The sequence below is a fragment of the Streptomyces longwoodensis genome, assembly GCF_001514125.1.
GTDB lineage: Bacteria > Actinomycetota > Actinomycetes > Streptomycetales > Streptomycetaceae > Streptomyces > Streptomyces longwoodensis.
Genome location: NZ_KQ948554.1, coordinates 125869 through 142791, shown reverse-complemented (window position 1 = coordinate 142791; position 16923 = coordinate 125869). Strand labels below are relative to the sequence as shown.

Here is a 16923-nt window from a genome sequence, read left to right as displayed (position 1 = left end):
CACTCCCCCGAACGGCCGTCCTCCGGTGGCGGGTTGAAAGGGCCGAAGCCACTCTCGTACTAAAATTTCCGGCTTGTTGTGAAGCTGGAGCCGGACAACCCCAGGCAGACCTGCGGGCCCCGCCAGCGCCCCGGAGGATCCCGGGTGACAGACGCGAGGACCCGATGGCCGCGATACAGCAGGGCAGTGCGCTCGGCCTGCTCGACGAGGACCTGCCCGACCCCTTCCCCGGCACGGCCCGCTACACCGGCGGACCGGCCGCCCCTCCGCGCACGCTGGTCGACGTGTTCGACGCGTCCGTGCGCGCCCACCCGGACGAGCCGGCCCTGGACGACGGCGCCGCCCGGCTCACCTACCGGGCGCTGGCCGCCGAGGTCGAGCGGCTGCGGCGCCGGCTCGCGGCGGCCGGGGTCGGGCGCGGGGACCGGGTCGGCGTGCGGGTGCCGTCGGGCACCAACGCGCTGTACGTCACGATCCTCGCCGTGCTGGCGGTGGGCGCCGCCTACGTGCCGGTCGACGCGGAGGACCCGGACGAGCGGGCCGAGCTGGTGTTCGGCGAGGCGGGCGTACGGGCCGTCGTGACCGGCGGTGCCACGGTCACCGTCGTGGGCGGGGGCCGCGGGGCCGGTGCCGCCCGGCCCGGCGCCGAGGACGACGCCTGGATCATCTTCACCTCCGGCTCCACCGGGAAGCCGAAGGGCGTCGCCGTGCGGCACCGCAGCGCCGCCGCGTTCGTGGACGCCGAGGCCGCACTGTTCCTCACCGAGGAGCCGATCGGACCCGGCGACCGGGTGATGGCCGGGCTGTCGGTGGCGTTCGACGCGTCCTGCGAGGAGATGTGGCTGGCCTGGCGGTACGGCGCCTGTCTGGTGCCGGTGCCGCGCGACCGGGTGCGCAGCGGTGCCGACCTCGGGCCGTGGCTGGTCGAGCAGGAGATCACCGTCGTGTCGACGGTGCCGACGCTGGCCGCGCTGTGGGAGCCGGACACCCTGAACGACGTACGGCTGCTGATCTTCGGCGGGGAGGCGTGCCCGCCCGAGCTGGCGCAGCGGCTGGTGACCGAGGGGCGCGAGGTGTGGAACACCTACGGGCCGACCGAGGCGACCGTGGTGGCGTGCGCCGCGCTGATGACCGGCGAGGAGCCGGTGCGGATCGGGATGCCGCTGCGGGGCTGGGAGCTGGCCGTCGTCGACGGGGCCGGGGAGCCGGTGCCGCCGGGCGGCAGTGGTGAGCTGGTGATCGGCGGGGTGGGGCTCGCCCGGTACCTCGACGCGGACAAGGACGCCGAGAAGTACGCGCCGCTGCCCGCGCTCGGCTGGGAGCGGGCGTACCGCAGCGGCGACCTGGTGCGGGCCGACCCGGAGGGCCTGGTGTTCCTCGGGCGGGCCGACGAGCAGGTCAAGCTGGGCGGGCGGCGCATCGAGCTGGGCGAGGTGGACGCCGCCCTGCAGGCGCTGCCCGGGGTCGCGGGCGCGGCGGCGGCGGTGCGCACCGCGCGCGGCGGCAACCAGCTGCTCGTCGGGTACGTCGTCCCGCAGGACGGCTGGGACCCGGCGGTGGCCGTGGCGAAGCTGCGCGCGGAACTGCCCGCCGCGCTGGTGCCGTTGCTCGCGCCCGTCGACGTGCTGCCGACGCGCACCTCGGGCAAGGTGGACCGTGCCGCTTTGCCCTGGCCGCTGGAGGGGCTGGAGGGCGGGGGCCCGGCCGAGGAGCTGTACGGCACCGAGGCGTGGCTCGCCGAGCAGTGGCACGAGGTGCTCGGCGTCCCCGTGAGCGGTGCCTCGGACGACTTCTTCGCGGTGGGCGGCGGGAGTCTGGCCGCGGCCCAGCTCACCACCCGGCTGCGGACCCGCTACCCGGGCGCGGCCGTGCTGGACGTCTACCAGTACCCGACCCTGCGCAAGCTGGCCCGCCGGCTGGAGGGGTCCGCGCAGGACGACGCGGCCGGCCGGACGGTCGTGCCGGTGCCGAGGCGGGCGCAGGCGGTCCAGCTGGTGCTGCTGCTCCCCCTGTTCATTCTGCTGGGACTGCGCTGGACGCTGGTGCTCGCCGCGCTGGGCGCGCTGCTGCCGGGCCACGGGTGGCTGCCGTCGGCGCCCTGGTGGCTCCTGGCCGCCGGTGCGCTGGTGCTGTTCAGCCCGCCCGGCCGGATCGCCCTGGCCGCGGGCGGGGCACGGCTGCTGCTCAGGGGCGTGGGACCGGGCAGGTACCCGCGCGGCGGCGCGGTCCACCTGCGGCTGTGGACGGCCGAGCGGCTGGCCGAGGTCACCGGCGCGACCGCGCTGACCGGCTCCTGGCTGCAGCGCTACGCGCGGGCCCTGGGCGCGAAGGTGGGGCCGGACGTGGACCTGCACGCGCTGCCGCCGGTGACCGGTCTGCTCAAGCTGGGCCGGGGCGCGGCCGTGGAGTCCGAGGTCGACCTGTGCGGGTACTGGCTGGACGGCGACCGGCTGGAGGTCGGCGCGGTGAAGGTGGGCGCGCACGCCGTGGTCGGCACGCGCAGCACGCTGCTGCCGGGCGCCCGGGTCGGCAAGCGGGCCCAGGTGGCGCCGGGGTCGGCGGTCACCGGGCAGGTCCCGACCGGGCAGCGCTGGGCGGGCGCGCCCGCGGTGAAGCTGGGGCGGGCCAAGCGCGCCTGGCCCGAGCAGCGCCCGCCGCGCGGCCGGGTCTGGGGGGCGCTGTACGGTCTGTCCGGGGCGGGCCTGTCGCTGCTGCCGGTCGTGTCGGGTGCCGTGGCGCTGCTGGTGGTGAGCCGGTTCGTGGACGCCGGGGACCCGCTGCCGGGCGCGGCGCTCGCGCTGGTCCCGGCGACGCTGGCCTACGGCATGACGTACGCGCTGCTGATCCTGCTGGCTGTGCGCCTGCTCAGCCTGGGGCTGCGGGAGGGGACGCACCCCACGCACAGCCGGACCGGGTGGCAGGCGTGGACGGTGACCCAGCTGATGGACCGCTCCCGCGAGACGCTGTTCCCGCTGTACGCCGGGCTGGTGACGCCGGTGTGGCTGCGGCTGCTGGGCATGCGGATCGGGCGGCGGGCCGAGGTGTCGACGGTGCTGGCGCTGCCCAGCCTGACCACGGTGGGCGAGGGCGCGTTCCTCGCCGACGACACGCTGACCGCGCCGTACGAGCTGGGCGGCGGCTGGATCCGGGTGGGGCGGGCGCGGATCGGGCGGCGGGCGTTCCTCGGCAACTCCGGGATGACCGCGCCGGGCCGCCGGGTGCCGGACGGCGGGCTGGTCGGGGTGCTGTCGGCGACGCCGAAGAAGGCCAAGAAGGGCAGTTCCTACCTGGGGCTGCCGCCGGTGCGGCTGCCGCGCAGCTCGGCGGGCGGTGACCAGAGCCGCACCTACGAGCCGCCGGCGCGGCTGCTGTGGGCGCGCGGGCTGGTGGAGCTGTGCCGGATCGTGCCGGTGTTCTGCTCGGCCGGGATCGCGCTGCTGACCGCGGCGGCCCTGTGCGCGCTCGGGGCGTGGGCGCCGCTGCTGTGCGGCGCGGTGCTGCTCGGGGCGGGTGTCGTGGCGGGCGGGTGCTCGGTCGTCGCGAAGTGGCTGCTCGTGGGACGCCACCGGCGGGGCGAGCACCCGCTGTGGAGCGGCTTCGTGTGGCGCAACGAGCTGGCGGACACGTTCGTCGAGGTGCTGGCCGTGCCGTGGCTGGCCGGTGCCGTGCCGGGCACGCCGGTGATGACGGCGTGGCTGCGCGGGCTCGGCGCGCGCATCGGCCGGGGCGTGTGGGTGGAGAGCTACTGGCTGCCGGAGAGCGACCTGGTCACCCTGGAGGACGGGGCGACCGTGAACCGGGGCTGTGTGCTGCAGACGCACCTCTTCCACGACCGGATCTTGCGGACGGATACTGTGGTCCTCCGTGAGGGTGCCACGCTGGGCCCTGGCGGGATCGTGCTGCCCGGCAGCACGGTGGGGGCCCGCGCGACGCTGGGTCCCGCGTCGCTCGTCATGGCCGCGGAGTCCGTCCCCGACGGCACCCGCTGGCTGGGCAACCCGATCGAGGCGTGGCGCCCGTGAGCGCCGGCCGGCCGGTGCCGGAGGGCGGTGGACCGGCGGCACAGGGCAGCGGCACGGCGCAGGGAGCGGCAACGGCAGTGGCAGTCCAGCAGTCAGCGGGTCCGGACCCGTACTTCCCGGCGAACGGCGATCCGCGCTACCGCGTGCACCGTTACGAGCTCACGCTGGACTACCGGCCGGGGCCGAACCGGCTGGGCGGCGCGGCGCGGATCAACGCCATCGCGGGACGGGCGCCGTTGACGGAGTTCCACCTGAACCTGGCCGACTTCCGGATCGGCCGGGTCCGGGTGGACGGACGGCAGGCGCACTACACGCACCGGGGCGGGCGGCTGCGGATCCGCCCGGCCAAGCCGGTGCGGCCCGGGGCCGCGTTCACCGTCGAGGTGCACTGGTCGGGCAACCCCCGGCCGGTGAACAGCCCGTGGGGCGGGCTCGGCTGGGAGGAGCTGGGCGACGGGGCGCTGGTGGCGAGCCAGCCGGTCGGGGCGCCCTCGTGGTACCCGTGCAACGACCGGCCCGCCGACAAGGCGTCGTACCTGATCTCGGTGACCACGCCGTCGGCGTACTCCGTGGTGACGGGCGGGCGGCTGCTGACGCGGACCACCAAGGCGTCCACGACGACCTGGGTGTACGAGCAGGCGGCGCCGACGTCGAGCTACCTGGTGGGCCTGGCGATCGGGCGCTACCAGACGGTGCTGCTGGGTGACCCGGGGCCGGGCGGGGTGCCGCAGCACGCGCACATCCCGGCGCACCTGCTGGCCGACGTCTCACGGGACTTCGCCCGGCAGCCGGCGATGATGGAGCTGTTCCAGGAGCTGTTCGGGCCCTATCCGTTCGACGAGTACGCGGTGGTGGTCACCGAGGAGGACCTCGACGTGCCCGTCGAGGCGCAGGGGTTGTCGCTGTTCGGCGCCAACCACGTGGACGGGGCGCGGGGTTCGGAGCGGCTGGTGGCGCACGAGCTGGCGCACCAGTGGTTCGGCAACAGCGTCTCGGTCGCCGACTGGCGGCACATCTGGCTCAACGAAGGGCTCGCCAAGTACGCGGAGTGGCTGTGGTCGGAGCGCTCCGGCGGCCGTCCGGCGCGTCAACCGGCCGCCGCTGCACACCGGTTGCTGTCCTCCCTGCCGCAGGACCTGCGGCTGGCCGATCCGGGCCGCAAGGCGATGTTCGACGACCGGCTCTACGAACGCGGGGGGCTGGCGGTGCACGCGCTGCGCCGCGCGCTGGGCGACGACGTCTTCTTCCGGATGCTGCGCGGCTGGACGTCCCTGCACCGGGGCGGGGCGGTGACGACGCAGACGTTCGCCGCGCACGTGGCGCGCTTCGCGCCCGAGCCGGTGGAGGAGCTGTTCGACGCGTGGGTGTACGGCACGGCGCTGCCGCCGCTGCCCGAGGGCTGAGCGGACGGGCCGGGGCCCGGCGGCCGGCGCGGTTCGGCGACAATGGTGACCATGGCCCGTCGTCCCGCCCGCACCTCCCGCCCCGCCCGGTCCGCTCCCCGGCCCACCGCCGGGCCCTCCGGCTGCCCGTGCGGGCTGCCCGGGTCCTACGACGCCTGCTGCGGGCGCTTCCACCGGGGTGAGGCCGTCGCGCCGACCGCGGAGCGGCTGATGCGGTCGCGGTACAGCGCGTTCGTCCGGGGCGAGGCGGAGTACCTGCTGCGGACCTGGCACCCGCGGACCCGGCCCGCCCGGCTGGACCTCGACCCGGGGGTGCGCTGGACGGGCCTGGAGGTCCTGGCGACCGAGGACGGGACCGCGTTCCACTCCGCCGGGGTCGTGGAGTTCCGGGCCTCCTACCGGGGCGGCGCGCTGCACGAGCGCAGCCGCTTCGAGCGGGTGGACGGGGCCTGGACGTACGTCGACGGGGACTTTCCCGGCGCCTGACCGCGCCGCACGCGGGGGACCCGCCCTGCTACGGCGCCAGGATGTCCAGTTCCTGCAGCGCGCCGACGGTGATCTCGCGGGTGAGGGCCTCCGCGCGGGCGGCGTCGCCCTCGCGGACCGCCTCCGCGACCTGCACGTGCAGGGTGACCGCGGCCGGGTCGGGGTCCGGGAACATCACCTCGTGCTGGGTGCGGCCCGTGAGCACCTCGGCGACGACGTCCCCGAGCCGGGCGAACATCTCGTTGCCCGAGGCCGTGAGGATCACCCGGTGGAAGGCCATGTCGTGCACCAGGTACTCCTCCAGCCGGTGGCCGCGCGAGGTGGCCACCATGCCGAGCGCGCACTCGGTCAGCGCGGCGCACTGCTCGGCCGTGGCGTGGCGGGCGGCGAGGCCGGCCGCGACCGGTTCGACGGCCGAGCGCAGGACGGTGAGCGAGCGCAGCTGGCGCGGCCGGTCGGCGCCCGCCAGGCGCCAGCGGATGACCTGCGGGTCGTAGACGTTCCACTCGGCGGACGGGAGCACCGTCACGCCCACGCGGCGGCGGGACGCGACCAGGTGCATGGACTCCAGGACCCGGACCGCCTCGCGCATCACGGACCGTGAGACGTCGAAGCGCTGGGCGAGCTCGTCGGTGAGCAGAACGCTGCCCGCGGGGTATACGCCCGCCGTGATCTCGGGGCCGAGGGTGTCCAGTACGCGGCCGTGCAGCCCCCTGCCCGATGTGCTCATGCACTCAGCGTACGGGGTGGATCACGGAGCCAAAAAGTCAGACTTATTTGTCACAAGGTCTTGAATTCGTCGTACCTAATGGGTTTCATCGTGGCCGACGCCGGATGTCGGTGTCGGATGTCGAAGAGGACAGCGAGGCAGTGATGCGTACCCCCCACGTCGTCGTGGTGATGGGCGTCGCCGGCACGGGCAAGACCACCATCGGTCCCCTGCTCGCCGCCCGGCTGGGCGTTCCCTACGCCGAGGGCGACGACTTCCACCCGCGGGCCAACATCGCCAAGATGACGGCCGGGGTGCCGCTCGACGACGAGGACCGGTGGCCGTGGCTGGACGCCATCGGCGCCTGGGCCCACGAGCGGGCCGGACTGGGCGGGGTGGTCAGCTGCTCGGCGCTGAAGCGGTCGTACCGCGACCGGCTCAGGGCCGCCGCTCCCGGCGTGGTGTTCGTCCACCTCATCGGTGACCGGGCGCTGATCGAGGACCGGATGTCCCACCGGCGGGGCCACTTCATGCCGACCGCGCTGCTCGACTCGCAGTTCGCCACGCTCCAGCCGCTCGGGGCGGACGAGGCGGGCGTCGGCGTCGACGTGGCCGGCGGCCCCGAGGAGATCGCCGAGCGCGCCGTCGCCGCGCTGGACCGGCTCCCCGACCCGGCCCCGTAGGACCGGCGGCACCTCACACCACCCCGGCCGCACTCCCCCGTCGGCCCCCTCTCTGCAAGGAAAACCGTGACCACACTCAGCGTCGAGATGCTGGCAGCGGACCCCGTCGAGCCCATCACCTCGGCCGGCCACGCCCAGCTGGGCATAGCCGTCCTGGTGGGCATCGCCGTCATCGTCCTGCTCATCACCCAGTTCAAGCTGCACGCCTTCCTCTCCCTGACCATCGGCTCGCTCGCGCTGGGCGCGGTGGCCGGGGCGCCGCTGGACAAGGTGATCACCAGCTTCACCACCGGCCTCGGCAGTACGGTCGCCGGGGTGGGCGTGCTGATCGCCCTCGGGGCGATCCTCGGCAAGATGCTCGCCGACTCCGGCGGCGCCGACCAGATCGTCGACACGATCCTCGCCAAGGCGGGCGGCCGCTCGCTGCCCTGGGCGATGGTGCTGATCGCCTCGGTGATCGGCCTGCCGTTGTTCTTCGAGGTCGGCGTCGTCCTGCTGATCCCCGTGGTGCTGATGGTCGCCAAGCGCGGCAACTACTCCCTGATGCGGATCGGCATCCCCGCGCTGGCCGGCCTGTCGGTGATGCACGGCCTGGTGCCGCCGCACCCCGGCCCGCTGGTCGCGATCGACGCGGTGGGCGCCAACCTGGGCGTCACGCTGGCGCTCGGCGTACTGGTGGCCGTCCCGACGGTGATCGTCGCCGGTCCGCTGTTCTCCAAGGTGGCGGCCCGCTGGGTGGACGTCCCGGCCCCCGACCGGATGATCCCGCAGCGCCCCTCGGAGGAGCTGGAGCGGCGCCCCGGCTTCGGCGCGACGCTGGCCACGATCCTGCTGCCGGTCGTGCTGATGCTGGCCAAGGCCCTGGTCGACATCGTCGTGGACGACCCCGAGCACACCGTGCAGCGCGTCTTCGACGTGATCGGCTCGCCGCTGATCGCCCTGCTCGCCGCCGTGCTCGTCGGCATCTTCACGCTGGCCCGGCCCGCCGGCTTCGGCAAGGAGAAGATCTCCGGACTGGTCGAGAAGGGCCTCATGCCCATCGCGGGCATCCTGCTGATCGTCGGCGCGGGCGGCGGCTTCAAGCAGACGCTGATCGACTGCGGCGTGGGCCAGATGGTGCTGGAGATCTCCAAGGACTGGTCGATCCCGGCGCTGCTGCTGGCCTGGCTGATCGCGGTGGCCATCCGGCTGGCGACCGGTTCGGCGACCGTGGCGACGGTCTCCGCGGCGGGCCTGGTGGCCCCGCTCGCGGCCGACATGTCCACGACCCACACCGCGCTGCTGGTCCTCGCCATCGGCGCCGGCTCGCTGTTCTTCAGCCATGTCAACGACGCCGGGTTCTGGCTGGTGAAGGAGTACTTCGGGCTGAGCGTCGGCCAGACCGTCAAGACCTGGTCGATCATGGAGACCATCATCTCCGTGGTCGGCGGCGGCCTGGTCCTGCTCCTGTCGCTGGTGATCTAGGAGGGGGCCTGCCGCCGACGGTCCTGGACGCCGGGGCCGGCCGGTTCACCTGCGCCACAGCGGGTGTTCCCGGTCGGCCCAGTCCTCGCTCACCCAGCCGGTGCGCATGCCGTGGCGGGCCTCGGGATCGCCCAGGGCCATGCCGATGTGGCCGGCGAGGACGATGCCGAGGGTCAGCGCCAGCCAGTCGTGGACGAAGGTCGCGTTGGTGCGCCACTGGATCGGGGTGAGGTGGGTGAACCACATCAGCAGTCCGGTGCCGAGCATCACCAGCGTGGCCCCGGCCACCCAGGAGGCGTAGACCTTCTGCCCGGCGTTGAACTTGCCCGCCGGTCGGGCCTCCCGGCGCTTGTCCCGGCGCAGGGCGGCCCGCAGCCACAGCCGGTCGTGCGCGCCGAAGCGGTTGAGCCGGCCCAGGTCGGCGCGGAACGCGCGGGAGGCGAGCCCGGCGAGGACGGGCACCGGCAGCGCGAGCCCCGCCCACTCGTGGATCCGGACGACCAGGTCCCGGCGGCCGACGAGCTCGGCGAGCTGGGGGACGTACAGACACGCGGCGGTGACCACGCAGACGCCCATGAGCAGGGCGGTGGCGCGGTGGATCCGGCGCTGGGCGGGGCCGAAGCGCGGGACGCGGGTGGCGGCCGCCGGGGCCGGGTCAGCTCGTAGGGTCATCGTCGCGTCCGTTCGACCGGCCGACCCAGGCGTCGACGTCGTAGCCGCGGTCCTCCCAGTAGCCGGGCCGCACGTCCTCGGTGACGGTGATGCCGGAGAGCCACTTGGCGGACTTGTAGAAGTACATGGGGGCCACGTAGAGGCGGACCGGGCCGCCGTGGTCGTGGCCGAGGTCCTCGTCCTTCATGCGCAGGGCGACCAGGACGTCCGGCCGGCGGGCCTGCTCCAGGGTGAGGCTCTCCGAGTACGCCCCGTCGAAGCAGGTGAAGCGGACCGCGCCCGCCGTCGCCCGCACCCCGGCCGCGTCGAGCAGCGCGGACAGCCGCACGCCCTCGAAGGGGGTGCCCGGGACCCGCCAGCCGGTGACGCACTGCACGTCCCTGACCAGCCGGGTCTGGGGCAGGGCCCGCAGGTCGGCGAGGGTGTAGCGGCGGGGGCGGTCGACGAGGCCGTCGACGGTGAGGCGGTACGTCTGCGCGTTCTTGTGCGGGACCGAGGAGGTCACCGAGTAGTAGCGGAAGCCGCCGCCGTTGGGCAGCAGTCCGGTCAGGCCGGTGGGGTCCTTGTCGGCGGCGCTGCCGAGGAATGCCTCCAGGCCGCGTTGCAGCGTGGGGGCGGCGACGACGCCGAGTGCGCCGAGGCCCAGGGTGCCGAGGAAGACGCGCCGGCCGACGGGGGTGCCGCGTTCCTCCGGGTGTTCGGGGTCCACGTGGTCCATTCGAGCACTTGGGACCGGACGGGGCCAGGGACGGCCGGGGTCCGTCAGACTTTCGTCACCGTTTCCCACCTGCCCCACCGACGCACGTCCGACGTCTCCCACGGGTGCGTGTGGCGTGCGCCATGGCGGTGGGGCGCCGTACGGCCCAGCATGGAGCGACCGCCCGGAACACGTCATTCCGGGCATTCCCCGGGCCGGTGCGGGCACGAGGACGCTACAGTCGGCAGCCACGACCCGTGGCCCGGCCGGATTGATCGAGGTGCGCAGCGTGTCGGTTCTGGTTCTCGCTCTCGCCGTCGGTGCCGCGTGCTGCCTGGGTTTCGGGTTCGTCCTCCAGCAGGCCGCAGCGCAGCGGGCGCCCCTCGGTGACTTCCTCTCGCCCCGCCTGCTGCTCGACCTGGTGCGGGTGCCGACCTGGCTGGGCGGACTCGCCCTGATGGTGGCCGGCATGGTGCTCGGCGCGGTCGCGCTCGGCCGCGGCGAGGTCTCCCTGGTGGAGCCGCTGTTGGCGACCAACCTGCTGTTCGCCCTCGCGCTGTCCCGGCGCCGCACCCGGCAGTCCCTCGGCCGCCAGGGCTGGGCGGGCCTGTCGCTGCTGGCCGGCGGGGTGACGGCGTTCATCGTGGCGGGCGAGCCGCGCGGCGGCACGGCGGTCACGGACCCGCTGCGGCACTGGCTGATCATCGGCGTGATGGTGGGGCTGGCGCTGCTGGTCACCACGTACGCCAAGCGCTCACGGCTCAGCGCGGGACCGGTGCTGCTGGCCCTCGCGGCGGGGCTGCTCTACGGCGTGCAGGACGCGCTGACCCGGGTGAGCGGCGAGCGCTTCGCGGACGGCGGGCTCACGGGGCTGCTGACCGGATGGCAGCCGTACGGCGTGCTGGTGCTCGGGGTGACCGGTCTGGTGCTGGTGCAGAGCGCCTTCGAGACGGCCCCGCTGCGCATGTCGCTGCCCGCGCTGACCGCGGCCCAGCCGCTGGCCGGGATCGCCTGCGGGGTGGGCTTCCTGGGCGACCGGCTGCACACCGACACCGGCGCGCTGGCCTGGGAGGCGGCGGGACTCGCGGCGATCGTCGCGGGCATCGTGCTGCTCGGGCTGCACCCGGCGATGCCCCGCGGCACGGCCCCGCGCGAGCCGGTGCCCGACCTCCAGTCCCGCTGAGCGGGCGTGCTTGGATGGCCCGCATGAGCGCTGCTGAGGAGATCCTCGACATCGTCGACGAGCAGGACCGGGTCGTCGGGCAGGCGCCGCGCGGACGGGCGTACGCCGAGGGCCTGCGCCACCGCTGCGTGTTCGTGCGGGCCCGGGACGCCGACGGCCGGGTCTTCGTCCACCGGCGCACCCCGACGAAGCTGGTCTTCCCGTCGCTGTACGACATGTTCGTCGGCGGGGTGGTCGGCGCGGGCGAGTCCTACGACGACGCGGCGCTGCGCGAGGCCGAGGAGGAGCTGGGGGTGAGCGGCCTGCCCCGGCCGGAGTTCCTGTTCAAGTTCCTCTACGACGACGGCGCGGGCCACAGCTGGTGGTCGGCGGTCTACGAGGTCCGCTGCACGCTGCCGGTCCACCCGCAGGTGGAGGAGGTGGCCTGGCACGACTTCCTCCCCGAGGAGGAGGTCGAGCGGCGTCTGGCCTCCTGGGAGTGGGTGCCGGACGGGCTCGCGGCCCACGACCGGCTCAGGGAGTTCCTGGCGGCCCGCTGACGGCGGGCGGCCCGCGCCGGGCGCCCGGTAATGTCCTGGGCGTGATCGACTTCGTGCGGAACGTCCGCCTGTGGTTCGCGCCCGAGCAGGTGCGCGAGGAGGGCAGCACGCCCGACTACCGGTTCTCGCTGGCGAACGAGCGCACGTTCCTGGCCTGGCTGCGCACCGCCCTGGCGCTGATCGGCGGCGGCTTCGCGGTCGACCAGTTCCTGCCCGACCTGCGCTGGGGCTGGCGCGTGGGGCTGGCGCTCGCCCTGCTGGCGGCCGGGGTGCTGTGCTCGTTGCGCGCGGTGAACCACTGGGTGCGGTGCGAGCGGGCGATGCGGCGCGGGGAGGACCTGCCGACGTCGCGGTTCCCGGCGCTGCTCGGGGTGGTCGTCGCGGTGGTGGCCGTGGCGATGGTGGTCGTGGTGCTCGCCGGGTGGGAAGGGTGAGCCGGGGGGAGGCCGGGACGGGTCGGGAGGCCGGGGCGGGCTCCGGATCCGGGGCGGGCGGGACGAGCCGTCACGGGACGACCGGGGACCGGGACCCCGGGCTCCAGCCGGAGCGGACCCGGCTCGCCTGGCGGCGTACGACGCTGGCCGGCACCGTCGCCGCCGTGCTCGCGGTGCGGGCGGCCCTGCACGGCGGGCCCTCGTCGGCCTCGATCGTCGCGTGCGCCGTGTGCTGCGCGCTGTGGGTGGCCTTCCTGCTCGTGGCCCAGCGCCGCATCCTGGCCCTCGCGCGCACGGCCCGCCCGGCGCCCCTGCCCGCCCGGCAGGCCACCGCGGCCGCGCTGTGCGCGGTGGCCCTGGCGGTGTGCGCGGCGGCGCTGGTGGTGTGAGGCGGTCCGGCGCCGTGGTGTGAGGCGGTCCGGCGCCGTGGTGTGAGGCGGTAGGGGCCCGGCGCCCCCGGCTCAGTACCCCGTCGCCCCGGTGCTCCCCGCTTCCGGTGCCGGGTCCTCCCAGTCGACCGTGACCACGATCTTGCCGCGGGCGTGGCCCTCCTCGCTCAGGCGGTACGCGTCCGCCGCGCGCTCCAGCGGGAACGTCTCCGCCACCGGCACCGAGAGCACGCCCCGGTCGGCCAGGTCGGACAGCCGGGCCAGGTCCTCGGCGTCCGGGCGGACCCAGACGTAGCGGCCGCCGTAGCCGACGACGTCGCCGTCGGCGATGGACGCCAGCCGCCCCTCCGGGGTGAGGAGGTTCACGGAGGCCTTCAGCGCGTCGCCGCCGACCGTGTCGAAGGCCGCGTCGACCCCCTCGGGGGCCAGCCCCCGCACCCGCTCGGCCAGTCCGTCGCCGTAGGCCACGGGCTCGCCGCCCAGGGAGCGCACGAAGTCGTGGTTGCGCTCGCTCGCCGTGCCGATGACGCGGGCGCCGAGGTGGTGCGCGATCTGGACGGCCATCGAGCCGACGCCGCCGGCCGCCGCGTGCACGAGGACCGTGTCGCCGCGCCCGACCTGGAGCGCCCGGTGGAGCACCTGGTAGGCGGTGAGCCCGGCCAGGGGCAGTCCCGCGGCCTCCTCGAAGGAGAGGGAGCGCGGCTTGCGGGCCAGGGTGCGCACCGGGGCGGCGACGTACTCGGCGAAGGTGCCGCGGGACAGGAAGTCCTCGCGGACGTACCCGATGACCTCGTCGCCGGCCGCGTACTCGGTCACGGACACGCCGGGCTGGACGACGACGCCGGAGACGTCCCAGCCGGGGACGACCGGGAAGACGGCCTCCAGCATGCCGTCCAGGTAGCCCTGGCGGGCCTTCCAGTCGACCGGGTTGACCGACGCGGCCCGGACCTTGACGAGGACGGCGTCGGGTCCGACCTTGGGGTCGCGGACCTCGCCGTACGCGAGGACCTCCGGTCCGCCGTAGCGGCTGTAGCTGATGCCCTTCATGCCACCGACCCTCCGGGGTGAGCCCGTGCCGCGCAAGCCGGGCGCCCGGGGGCGCGCCGTCCGCGCGGCGACCTGTCCGCCGGCGCGTCCGCTCGCGCCGGCCCCCGTCGCAGTACCCCTCCCGGGGCGGTCCCTGCCCCCGCCGGGCCGAAAAACATAGGGTGGCCCCGATCACGTTGGGCCTCCCCACTGGACGACATACCGACCGGTCGGCATCATGAGTCGAGTTCCGTTGACCCAGCCCGTAGGAGCCCGCATGAGCCCCGACCACCCGCCCGGCCTCGACCTGGACCGGCTGCGCGCCCTGCTCGACCGCGAGCGGCCCGGTCTGGTGGGGGGTCCTCTCACCGGCCGGCTGATCGAGGGCGGACGCTCCAACCTGACGTACGCCGTCACCGACGGCACCGCGCGCTGGGTCGTGCGGCGGCCCCCGCTCGGCCACGTCCTCGCCACCGCGCACGACATGCGGCGCGAGCACCGGGTGATCAGCGCCCTGCACCCCACGAGCGTGCCGGTGCCGGAGCCGGTGCTGCTGTGCGAGGACGAGGAGGTGCTCGGCGCCCCCTTCTACGTCATGGAGTTCGTCGAGGGCACCCCGTACCGCACCGCCGACCAGCTCGCCCCGCTCGGCCCCGGGCGCACCCGCGACGCGGTGCTGTCCCTGGTGGACACCCTGGTCGAGCTGCACGCGGTGGACCCGGCCGCGGTCGGCCTGGCGGACTTCGGCCGGCCCGAGGGGTTCCTGGACCGCCAGCTGCGCCGCTGGGGCAAGCAGCTCGACGCCTCCCGCAGCCGCGACCTGGCCGGCATCGACGAGCTGCACGCCGCGCTCGGCCGGGAGCTGCCCGACTCCCCCGCCCCGGCCGTCGTGCACGGCGACTACCGGCTGGACAACGTCCTCATCGGGGAGGACGACCGGATCAGGGCCATCCTCGACTGGGAGATGTCCACCCTCGGCGACCCGCTCACCGACCTCGGCCTGCTGGTGATGTACAGCATGCCGCTGGCCCTGCCCGACTCGCCCGTGTCCACCACGGCCACGGCGCCGGGGCACCCCTCCCCGCGGGAGCTCGTCGAGCGGTACGCCGCGGGCTCGGGACGCGACGTCTCGGCCGTCTCCTGGTACACGGCGTTCGCCTGGTTCAAGCTCGCCGTGATCCTGGAGGGCATCCACTACCGGTACACGCTGGGGCAGACGGTCGGGCGCGGCTTCGACCGGATCGGCGACCTCGTCCCCGTCTTCATCGACCACGGACTGACCACTCTTCAGGAAGGCTGACGAGCCATGGACTTCGCGTTCGACACGCGCACCGAGGAACTGCGCGCCAAGCTGCTCGCCTTCATGGACGAGCACGTCTACCCCGCCGAGGCCGTGGCCGAGGAGCAGCGCGCCCTGCTGTCCTCGCCGTGGGACACCCCGGCGGTGGTCGAGGAGCTGAAGGCCGAGGCGCGCCGCCAGGGCCTGTGGAACCTCTTCCTGCCGGACGAGGAGTACGGCGCCGGGCTCACCAACCTGCAGTACGCGCCGCTCGCCGAGATCACCGGCCGCTCCCCGCAGCTCGCGCCGACCGCGCTGAACTGCGCGGCGCCGGACACCGGGAACATGGAGGTGCTGGCCCAGTTCGCCGACGAGCAGCAGAAGAAGCAGTGGCTGGAGCCGCTGCTGGCCGGTGAGATCCGCTCGGCGTTCGCGATGACCGAGCCGGAGGTGGCCTCCTCGGACGCCACCAACATCACCACCCACATCGAGCGCGACGGCGACGAGTACGTCATCACCGGCCGCAAGTGGTACATCTCCGGGGCGATGAACCCGGACTGCAGGATCTTCATCGTGATGGGCAAGACCGACCCGGACGGCGCGGACGTGCGCCGCCAGCAGTCCATGGTGCTGGTCCCCCGCGACACCCCGGGCGTCACCGTGCGGCGCGCCATGAAGGTGTTCGGCTACGAGGACCACTACCACGGCGGTCACGCCGAGGTGGTCTTCGACCACGCGCGCGTGCCGGTCACGAACCTCATCGGCGAGGAGGGCGGCGGCTTCGCCATCGCCCAGGCCCGGCTGGGTCCCGGCCGCATCCACCACTGCATGCGGCTGATCGGCATGGCCGAGCGGGCGATCGAGCTGATGTGCCGGCGGGCGGTGTCCCGGACGGCGTTCGGCAAGGCGCTGGCCCAGCAGGGCGTGGTGCACAACTGGATCGCGGACGCCCGGGTGACCGTGGAGCAGCTGCGGCTGCTGGTGCTGAAGACCGCCTGGATGATGGACACCGTCGGCAACCGCGGGGCCCACACCGAGATCCAGGCCATCAAGATCGCCACGCCGCGCGCGGTGGTGGACATCATCGACCGGGCGATCCAGCTGTACGGCGCGGGCGGGGTGAGCCAGGACGTCCCGCTGGCCGAGCTGTACGCGGGGGCCCGCACGCTGATGATCGCCGACGGGCCCGACGAAGTGCACCAGCGGTCGCTGGCGCGCCGGGAGCTGAAGAAGTACCTGTGACGGACCGGCCGGCCGGGGCCACGGGCGCCCCGGCCGGCCGCCGGCTCCGTCAACTTCCGTCAGGCTCCGTCAGGAGCGGCTCCGTGCGGTCACGGGCGCAGTGCGCGCAGCAGCAGGTCGGCCAGGTGGTCGGCGAGGTCCTGCGGGCTGAGCTCGCCGTCGGGGCGGTACCAGGTGGACAGGTGGTGGACCGAGCCGAAGTGGTAGTCGACCACCAGGTCGGCCGGGGTGGCCGTGGAGAAGACACCCTCGCGCTGGCCCTCCTCGATCAGCGCGCGGAAGCGTTCGTGGTAGCGGCGGCGCTCGGCGCGCACCTGCTTGTTCTTCTCGGGGCTGAGGTGGTGCATCGACCGGAAGAAGATCGAGGCGTCGTCGAGGTTGTCGATGGTGGTCACCACCACGTCCGCCGCCGCGTCGCGCAGCCGCTTCTCGACGGGTGCGTCGGCGCCGGCGAACGCGTCCAGGCGTTCCTGCTGGACGCGCAGCACCCGGGCGTACACCTCGTGCAGGAGGTCGTCCTTGGAGCCGAAGTAGTGGTAGAGCGCCCCCTTGGTGACGCCGGCGGCCTCGACGATCTCCTGCACCGAGGTGCGGTCGTAGCCCTGCTCGGCGAAGAGCCGGGTGGCGGCGGCCAGCAGCCGCTGCGGCACGGGGGTCCCGTCACCGTCCGTCGTCCTTGGCACTGCCGCCACCTG

Annotated in this window: 16 protein-coding genes; 11 read left to right on the top strand and 5 right to left on the bottom strand. The window is 74.5% G+C overall.

Translation table 11 applies throughout. The features are described from left to right. Positions 1-164 precede the first annotated feature (164 nt). From AQJ30_RS18470 to AQJ30_RS18460, 3 genes are all read left to right on the top strand, one after another. Positions 165-4022, top strand: a complete 3858-nt coding sequence (locus AQJ30_RS18470) for a Pls/PosA family non-ribosomal peptide synthetase (protein ID WP_067235123.1) — start codon at positions 165-167, stop codon at positions 4020-4022. Positions 4023-4099: 77 nt separating this feature from the next. Continuing rightward, on the top strand, positions 4100-5425 hold the full coding sequence (locus AQJ30_RS18465) for a M1 family metallopeptidase (RefSeq protein ID WP_067235120.1): 1326 nt from the start codon (positions 4100-4102) through the stop codon (positions 5423-5425). A 51-nt stretch (positions 5426-5476) separates the two neighbouring features. Then, complete coding sequence (locus AQJ30_RS18460) at positions 5477-5911, top strand: YchJ family protein (protein WP_159052343.1); 435 nt, start codon at positions 5477-5479, stop codon at positions 5909-5911. A gap of 28 nt (positions 5912-5939) precedes the next feature. On the opposite strand, the gene AQJ30_RS18455 is transcribed toward AQJ30_RS18460, so the two are convergent. Beyond that, complete coding sequence (locus AQJ30_RS18455) at positions 5940-6641, bottom strand: FadR/GntR family transcriptional regulator (RefSeq protein ID WP_067235118.1); 702 nt, start codon at positions 6639-6641, stop codon at positions 5940-5942. Positions 6642-6784: 143 nt separating this feature from the next. Here AQJ30_RS18455 and AQJ30_RS18450 point away from each other — a divergent pair, with 143 nt between their 5' ends. Both AQJ30_RS18450 and AQJ30_RS18445 read left to right on the top strand, forming a co-directional pair. Further along, a complete protein-coding gene (locus AQJ30_RS18450) occupies positions 6785-7303 on the top strand; it encodes a gluconokinase (RefSeq protein ID WP_067235115.1) in 519 nt (172 codons plus the stop codon). Positions 7304-7369: 66 nt separating this feature from the next. Further along, positions 7370-8767 (top strand): GntP family permease, encoded by a 1398-nt coding sequence (locus AQJ30_RS18445; protein WP_067235113.1) that lies wholly within the window; start codon positions 7370-7372, stop codon positions 8765-8767. 45 nt (positions 8768-8812) lie between these two features. Here AQJ30_RS18445 and AQJ30_RS18440 read toward each other — a convergent pair whose 3' ends face one another. Both AQJ30_RS18440 and AQJ30_RS18435 read right to left on the bottom strand, forming a co-directional pair. Further along, positions 8813-9439 (bottom strand): cytochrome b/b6 domain-containing protein, encoded by a 627-nt coding sequence (locus AQJ30_RS18440; protein ID WP_067235110.1) that lies wholly within the window; start codon positions 9437-9439, stop codon positions 8813-8815. Then, positions 9423-10157 (bottom strand): molybdopterin-dependent oxidoreductase, encoded by a 735-nt coding sequence (locus tag AQJ30_RS18435; RefSeq protein WP_079084137.1) that lies wholly within the window; start codon positions 10155-10157, stop codon positions 9423-9425. The genes AQJ30_RS18440 and AQJ30_RS18435 overlap by 17 nt, the downstream gene beginning before the upstream one ends. A gap of 268 nt (positions 10158-10425) precedes the next feature. Here AQJ30_RS18435 and AQJ30_RS18430 point away from each other — a divergent pair, with 268 nt between their 5' ends. From AQJ30_RS18430 to AQJ30_RS18415, 4 genes are read left to right on the top strand one after another with little or no spacing between them, the layout of a single operon-like run. Then, entirely contained in the window at positions 10426-11319 is an 894-nt protein-coding gene (locus AQJ30_RS18430) for a DMT family transporter (RefSeq protein WP_067235763.1), read from the top strand. 23 nt (positions 11320-11342) lie between these two features. Beyond that, on the top strand, positions 11343-11858 hold the full coding sequence (locus AQJ30_RS18425; RefSeq protein WP_067235760.1) for an NUDIX hydrolase: 516 nt from the start codon (positions 11343-11345) through the stop codon (positions 11856-11858). A 41-nt stretch (positions 11859-11899) separates the two neighbouring features. Next, positions 11900-12292 carry a YidH family protein gene (locus tag AQJ30_RS18420; protein WP_067235108.1) on the top strand — a complete coding sequence of 131 codons (393 nt, stop codon included), beginning with the start codon at positions 11900-11902 and terminating at the stop codon, positions 12290-12292. Next, positions 12289-12681: a DUF202 domain-containing protein gene (locus AQJ30_RS18415; protein ID WP_079084136.1), complete on the top strand. Its 393-nt coding sequence runs from the start codon at positions 12289-12291 to the stop codon at positions 12679-12681. The genes AQJ30_RS18420 and AQJ30_RS18415 overlap by 4 nt, the downstream gene beginning before the upstream one ends. Before the next feature lie 72 nt (positions 12682-12753). Here AQJ30_RS18415 and AQJ30_RS18410 read toward each other — a convergent pair whose 3' ends face one another. Continuing rightward, positions 12754-13728 carry an NADP-dependent oxidoreductase gene (locus tag AQJ30_RS18410; protein WP_067235104.1) on the bottom strand — a complete coding sequence of 325 codons (975 nt, stop codon included), beginning with the start codon at positions 13726-13728 and terminating at the stop codon, positions 12754-12756. A 256-nt stretch (positions 13729-13984) separates the two neighbouring features. On the opposite strand from AQJ30_RS18410, the gene AQJ30_RS18405 reads away from it, so the two are divergent. Both AQJ30_RS18405 and AQJ30_RS18400 read left to right on the top strand, forming a co-directional pair. After that, positions 13985-15007, top strand: a complete 1023-nt coding sequence (locus AQJ30_RS18405; protein ID WP_067235102.1) for a phosphotransferase family protein — start codon at positions 13985-13987, stop codon at positions 15005-15007. A 6-nt stretch (positions 15008-15013) separates the two neighbouring features. Continuing rightward, positions 15014-16228 carry an acyl-CoA dehydrogenase family protein gene (locus tag AQJ30_RS18400; RefSeq protein ID WP_067235100.1) on the top strand — a complete coding sequence of 405 codons (1215 nt, stop codon included), beginning with the start codon at positions 15014-15016 and terminating at the stop codon, positions 16226-16228. A gap of 89 nt (positions 16229-16317) precedes the next feature. Here the strand turns inward: AQJ30_RS18400 and AQJ30_RS18395 are convergent, their stop codons facing one another. Continuing rightward, entirely contained in the window at positions 16318-16911 is a 594-nt protein-coding gene (locus AQJ30_RS18395) for a TetR/AcrR family transcriptional regulator (protein WP_067235097.1), read from the bottom strand. Positions 16912-16923 lie beyond the last annotated feature (12 nt).